The sequence below is a fragment of the Bartonella sp. AU18XJBT genome, from assembly GCF_028618595.1.
Taxonomy (GTDB): Bacteria; Pseudomonadota; Alphaproteobacteria; order Rhizobiales; family Rhizobiaceae; genus Bartonella.
Genome location: NZ_JAQITE010000056.1, coordinates 1 through 6,406, shown reverse-complemented (window position 1 = coordinate 6,406; position 6,406 = coordinate 1). Strand labels below are relative to the sequence as shown.

The window sequence follows — 6,406 nt, the reverse complement described above, 5'->3', positions numbered from 1 at the left end:
TTTCCAGTGTGTTTGGATATTATGGTTACAGAAGCCGTAAGGATACTTTCATACTTTAAAACCTCTACCTCTAAAGCAAACACATAAAAAGCTGCATGCATAGTGCAGCTTTTTTGTGAAATTTTCTGATTACCCTTTTGTATCATATCTCTCATATCAGACAACTTCGCCAGCCCATAATCCTTCAATATTCCCCTTTCAAAAAACATAAGGAGCTGCTCATCACTGAAAATAGGCATTGTGCTTATTTTAAAGAGAGCTCTGAAAACTTCCTTTCTCAACTGATCATCAAGAAAAACTAGACAAAGCGCGGGATAACCCATAAACACGCAGAAGAAAATATACCTTTAGTCTCTTGGGGAGGAGCATTGTGATAAAGAAAAAATCCATTATTTTCGCTCATATGGAACTTTTGTTCGTTTTGTCTCTTAGCAGCTTTGCCGATGAAACGGCTCAAGTCACATTTGCTTTACACTTAGCAGAAAGCACAACTTCTATTTCAATGCTGCTTTTTGCAGGGCTTATCGGGGCGATTTGTGCCGGACCCATTGCACCACGTCTTTTGCATCACTTCCAACCAGTACACACAGTCACTGTTGTTTTATTGGTTTGAAGCGCTTTTCATAGCCACAGCTGCAATCGCCAACCAGTTTTGGCTTTATATTGCCCTTTCTTTCGCACTAGGCTGTGCTGGTTCAATCTTTTGGTCTGCTATTCTTGTTGCGGTACCTGACTTCGCACAAAATGAACAGCAATTAGACCGTATCAATCGCATTATCCAAACAGTGCGTAATCTTGGCTATATTGCCGGACCACTGCTAGGAGGTGTATTGTATGGAATATCAAACGGACAAAAAGGACTCTTTGCATTATCAATCATGGTTCTTTGTGCTACCTTTATCACTCTCTTCTGTTTTAAAAGTTTAAAAATTCATACACAAAAGACAGATACATCGCAGCAAACCAAAAAAGGACTAGATTTAGCGGGTCTCTTGCGCAAAAAAAATGTCGTCTATGCTCTTGCGCCCCTCATCATCACTATTATCCTCACCTCTGCTCTCAACGTCTTGTCGATTGTCCGCATCCGCACCGAGCTGAACTTAAGTGCTGAAACCTATGGGGTGATCACAAGTATGCTAAGCCTAGGCTTAGTGGTTGGTCCACTCTGCTTCTCCAATCTTTTCCACCATTTTGGCAATGCCGCTGGAGCATCACTAGCTGCCGCAACCATTGGCTTTGCAATTTTCTGTTTTTCCTTAACAAACTTCACATGGCTGATGATGCTATCATTTTTCATCCTTGGGAGTGCCAATGGTGTGCAAAATGCCTTAATGGCAAGTTTTATGATGAAAGCCATCCCCAAAGAACAACGAAACAGTCAAATGCCTGCCTATATCTTCATCATACAGACATCCGTATGCCTTGGCTTTCTAGGAGCCGGTTTTGTAAAAGTGCACCACACCCAAAGCACACTCCTTATCATCGGCATCGCCACAATGATCGCAGGCATATTAGGTTTTATTGTGAACGGTGCCGTACAAAAAAAGGAACAGAGAGAATTTGAGAATGGTTAGTGGACGAGGCGTTTTTCTCAAGCAAACCATACACCCCAAAAGGACATGACAATCACCGCCCTATCAAATCCTAATAAAATCCCTATCAAATCGTTGTATCCCATGCAACCCCATACCAACCCAATAGGACTTTGATAAACCACTCTTTAATGTAGAGCAACGAACACCCCTCCCCAAAACTTGATATTTTAAAGCAAAAAAAACGATAACGTCATGCAACAAGATCCTATAGGCTTAAATTTTTACCATGGAACAGGTGGTTATGTGTGGCAACTGGCAGACTATATGCAACATGACTTGAATGAAAACATCCACATCCTTGCCTTACAAAAACCCACACCACCCATAGCAATCAATTCTTTTGCCGTTTACCCACGTACATTAGCCCCCCTAGCACACGTTCAATGGGCAAAGAATATACAAATCATAAAAAATAAACCGGCACTCATTGGCAAACGCCAAGTTCAGCCTATCACTGTTGTTTCCACAAAAAGCTGTGCTTTTGCTGGATTTGATTTGCCAACATTTGCAGCACTTCATGAGGGCTGTTCTGTTCAATCCTTGAAAGAAATCAAACTCAATGGTTACCTTTTTGAGGTGAACAGTCTTTTAATATCACTATTGCGACACGGTCTCATTCAAACAGATCAAAAAGCCTTTTCACCAAATCATGCAACCGCTCTTTTACGTGAACCAACATGCCGTATTGTTAATTCTTCTCTTGGTACCCTTGCCATTAATCAACTCAATGGGCGCACAATCCGGCTGAATGAAAAAACCAAACCTCTCTTACAAAAAGCCACAACAGAAATGCATCTTCAACACCCCATAGAACAAACAACAACATTTTTCATCAAAGCAGGAATGCTGCGCTTAATAAAAGGATAAGGATCAAAAGATGGCTCTGATAAGACCCGGTATGGGAACAGAAAACAGTATTGAACTTCTTTACACGCTCATTCAAATGGCAAGACCACGCACAGTCATTGAAATCGGTGCGGGGGATAGTACGCGCTTGATTGCTAAAGCACTGCAAAAAGCAAAACAAGCATGGCAACAAGATAAAAAACTTTTAGAATCCTCCACTTGGGAAGAACGTACAGCTTTACTTGATCCTTCAGGGATTCCTGAAAATTACGAACCTCGACTTATCACCATTGATGATTTTTCAGCAGAAGGCCAATCAGCCGAAGAAGCATGGCAAAAACTGCTTCAAGACGGTATTGAAAAAAACATGGTAACATTTATTCATGAGAATTTCTTCTCTCTCGATGATGAAACACTCAAATCTTGGGGACCAATAGATTTTGCTTGGCTTGATGCTGGAACGCCCGCAGATGATGTACGATTTGTTATAACCCTTTGGGAACACATCACCACTGGTGGTTATCTTTGTTTGCATGAACCAACCATGACAACAACAATTGCTCTCAATGGGGCACAGCGGGTGCGACGTGTCAGAACTCCTATCTGGGAAGAAATCCTCTATCGGCTTGATGGCTCCTATGAGGCTTTAACCCTCCCCGAAAACCACAAATATCGCCAAAGTGGTCTGGGGATTATTCGCAAACGCACCCCTGCCGAACAAATTGTACGCGCACAATCGCTCCAAGCAGAACTCATAGAGATCAATGAACTGCCCATTCGCAATGATCTTTTGCCCATGGGAAAAGAAACACTACACAAAAGCAATACCCGCAATTCACTGATCTCTGCTATGACCTCACCGACACTGCGCGCTGTTTACGCCGCCATTATCCTTGGCGCAAAAAATCTTTCCGAAGTCCTCAAACATGTCGATTCAGATGCCAAAACCATTCATAAATCCATCAATCGCCTTTTGAACCTCGGACTTATTCACAACACAACAGAAGGATTTCAAACCGAAGAGACACCGTGGAAAATGCTAGGAAATAAACATGAGCGGAATAGGGAAAATTTAAGCGACCGCCATTTAGAAACAGAAGAGATGCTATCAAAAATTGGTGAAGCCTTTCAAAAGGAAAAAATCTATAGCGAAACGGAAGTTTCCAAGATATGCAATCTCTTTACGGTAGACTTTGCCCGATTACGACGCACTCTTGTTGAGAGGGGTTTTTTACAACGCCATGGAGGAAAATATCAACGCATGCGCTAAAAGAGAATTGAAAAATGTTAGCGAACGCTATCGTTTTTCTTCTCTATTTCAAGAGAATGAATAAACTTCCACTAAAAAATATAATTTTATTAAAAGGTTATAAAATCATTCATCCCACTCATATGTTGACAATCTATGGAGATGAGATTAGCGTCCTCTCTTCGCAAGAGATGCAATGAGAAGAAGCAAGAATGCGGGGTATCAGTTGGTTATCAAATACGATTAGAAACAGTCAAAACCATCAGGAGAGGATATGGGGATTAAAGTCTCAATGACCTGACGATTGTTGCACAAACATCAAGGTATAGTGTTGTTTCTCAATCCAGATCATGCTCGATATTTCTAAAAACATCGTAGAAAAACAAAAAATAATATTCTTGCAGTGGACTGTCCGGTAAATCAAGAAAGATACTATTTCAACGAAATGTGTACAGCGGAAACAGGGCTCTTAAGACTTCCTCAAGAGATACAACAAAATGCATTTGATCATTTAACGACACTTCTATGGAAATTCCATGGGCAAAAATAAAATAACTTTTTTTATCTATAGCGCAGTTTTTCTTTCTGAATTTTCCTTTTTCTTTGTACTCCCTTTACTTGGAAACTCTACTCTCATAACAGCTGGAAATGTTGCGTTTTATCTCGCTGGATCACTAATCCTTGAAAGCATTCTCATGATAACCACAACGGGTTTATTAGAAAGATTTTCGCGTAAACTCTTAATGGCTACCGCCTTTATTTTAAGGAGTATTGCTTTCCTGTGTATTATCCTATCGCTCATGCCTTCCGCATGGTTGATCTTTTTTACCTTAATGGCTTTTTCGAAAGCAATTTCAAAGCCATTTTTGAGAGAAATTTTATCAGAACATCTCAATGGAAGTACTCTTAAACGCGCATTAACTCTCTATTCTTTTTTTCAAAACGCTGCTGTCGTTATAGCCCCTCTCGTTGCAACGAGTGCTATAAAATACAATGCATCAGTTTTTTTGATGGCTTTTTTTGCATTTATTAGTTTGTATCTTTGTGTTTTATCCATTCAAATTGTTTATCACTACCCCCATAAAACATTATCTCTTGAAAAGAACGAAAAAACAAAAAAACTCTTCTTTTTTCTTTAAAAACAATAATACATAATCGTTCTATTGCTTATTTGTTGGTCGCGGCTTTGCTCTGTGCGTTCCTCATGGGAATTTTCATCACCACCACAACACTTCTCAATAAATTTGACAGCAATCTCGCCCCTTATAGTGGGATTTTCTTTTCAATTGTTGGCATCAGTATTTGTATCTGACAAGGAATAATCAATAAACATCTCAGCCTTTCTGATAAATCAACTTTCTACCTATTATGGCTTATGGGAAGTTTCGCCGCATTTTTCCTCATGGGTGGCGCCTTTACCGCTATGACTGCATTAATTGCCTACAGTGTCTATGAATCTGTTATGATTCCAGAAATATACTATCAAGCAGAGAAAACAACGGCGTCCCTCTCTGCCAGTGTTCTTTTTAGTTATATTCTTGTTATTTCAAATATTGGCCAAGCTATAGGCTCATGGACAAGTGGATGGATCATCAGCTATTTCAACAATCATATCGCTTTGCTTTTTTGCATGATTGTTGGTGTCTCCGCCTTTGTCTTTTGCCTTTGTCTCATGCAAACTAAAAAATAAGGAACTTCCATGTCACATATAATTTTTGAAAACCAATAGCACAACAAGGATGCCCAAAACACTTCGCCATAAATGGCTCAATTATGAGTCTGTAACACACTCTGCGGCAAAAAAACTCGAAACGGTCTTTAAAGATTGCTCTGCAAACTCTATTGCCAATTGCCTCACAGCTGGAGGATTGTGGGGTGTTTTTTATTTGCACATGAAATTTGTCGCCTTCTCAAAGTAACATATTATCCATTTGCCTCTATGGTTGATCCTGAAACTCTGAGTTCAGCTATCGAAGAATTCTCTATCGATACCATCATATACCTGCCAAGTTTTGCGGATAAACTTATTACGATATCTCGGAAGCAAAAATTAAAATGTCTAAAAAACCTATTCTATCTTGGAGAAACCTTTCAAGCTTAAATCTATCTTGAAAATAAAAGACTTAAATCCCTGAATTGCATATTAAGCCTCTTAGCTTTACCACAAAAGAAACTAGTCCAATAGGTTTCCAGTGTTCCGAGATTAATGGTGATATTTATCATCTTTATGATCACATTCAAGTAAAATCAAATCCTGAAAATGATGAATTAATTGTCTTTGTTTTTTTATCCTGAAGACGCACCATTACTCGAACAAGCCACAAGCGATGTTGTTCATATTGCATAGGATCAATCATGCGATTGTGGCTATCATGGCCATACCTTACACCTGAAAGGAAGAACACCAACTTTTTATAATATTATGGGAACTTCAATTTCTGTACACGATTTTATAAATGTCTTAAATCTTCAAGGTTGCACTCTTTCGGCGAAAGACCATGCAACTCATGATAGTCAATCAATTTGAGAATGGTATTGGCGTTTTATTGTTTATTGATTTACGTTATGACATTGAAAGAAATGCCCTTGTATCATCCTCTCATCCTCTTATCTGATAAAAGACATTATCCATAAATCACAATTTTTCCATGTTTGCTTTATGCGGAAATCTCAATTTATTCGCACCTCAAGCTCTGAAAAAATAAAATCCTTTTTT

5 protein-coding genes and 1 pseudogene are annotated in these 6,406 nt (G+C 39.2%); 5 read left to right on the top strand and 1 reads right to left on the bottom strand.

The features are described from left to right. A partial coding sequence (locus tag PVV60_RS09160; RefSeq protein ID WP_273724461.1) for a hypothetical protein occupies positions 1-209 on the bottom strand: 209 nt, incomplete at its 3' end. A 194-nt stretch (positions 210-403) separates the two neighbouring features. Here PVV60_RS09160 and PVV60_RS09155 point away from each other — a divergent pair. The 5 genes and pseudogenes from PVV60_RS09155 (at position 404) to PVV60_RS09135 (ending at position 5,380) form a co-directional block, all read left to right on the top strand. After that, positions 404-1,574 (top strand): annotated as a pseudogene (locus tag PVV60_RS09155) (MFS transporter). Between the two features lie 213 nt (positions 1,575-1,787). Next, a complete protein-coding gene (locus PVV60_RS09150; RefSeq protein WP_273724459.1) occupies positions 1,788-2,462 on the top strand; it encodes a hypothetical protein in 675 nt (224 codons plus the stop codon). 10 nt (positions 2,463-2,472) lie between these two features. Continuing rightward, a complete protein-coding gene (locus PVV60_RS09145; protein WP_273724457.1) occupies positions 2,473-3,711 on the top strand; it encodes a DUF2087 domain-containing protein in 1,239 nt (412 codons plus the stop codon). A gap of 515 nt (positions 3,712-4,226) precedes the next feature. Continuing rightward, positions 4,227-4,829 (top strand): MFS transporter, encoded by a 603-nt coding sequence (locus tag PVV60_RS09140; RefSeq protein WP_273724455.1) that lies wholly within the window; start codon positions 4,227-4,229, stop codon positions 4,827-4,829. 236 nt (positions 4,830-5,065) lie between these two features. After that, on the top strand, positions 5,066-5,380 hold the full coding sequence (locus tag PVV60_RS09135; RefSeq protein WP_273724454.1) for a hypothetical protein: 315 nt from the start codon (positions 5,066-5,068) through the stop codon (positions 5,378-5,380). Positions 5,381-6,406: the final 1,026 nt, after the last annotated feature.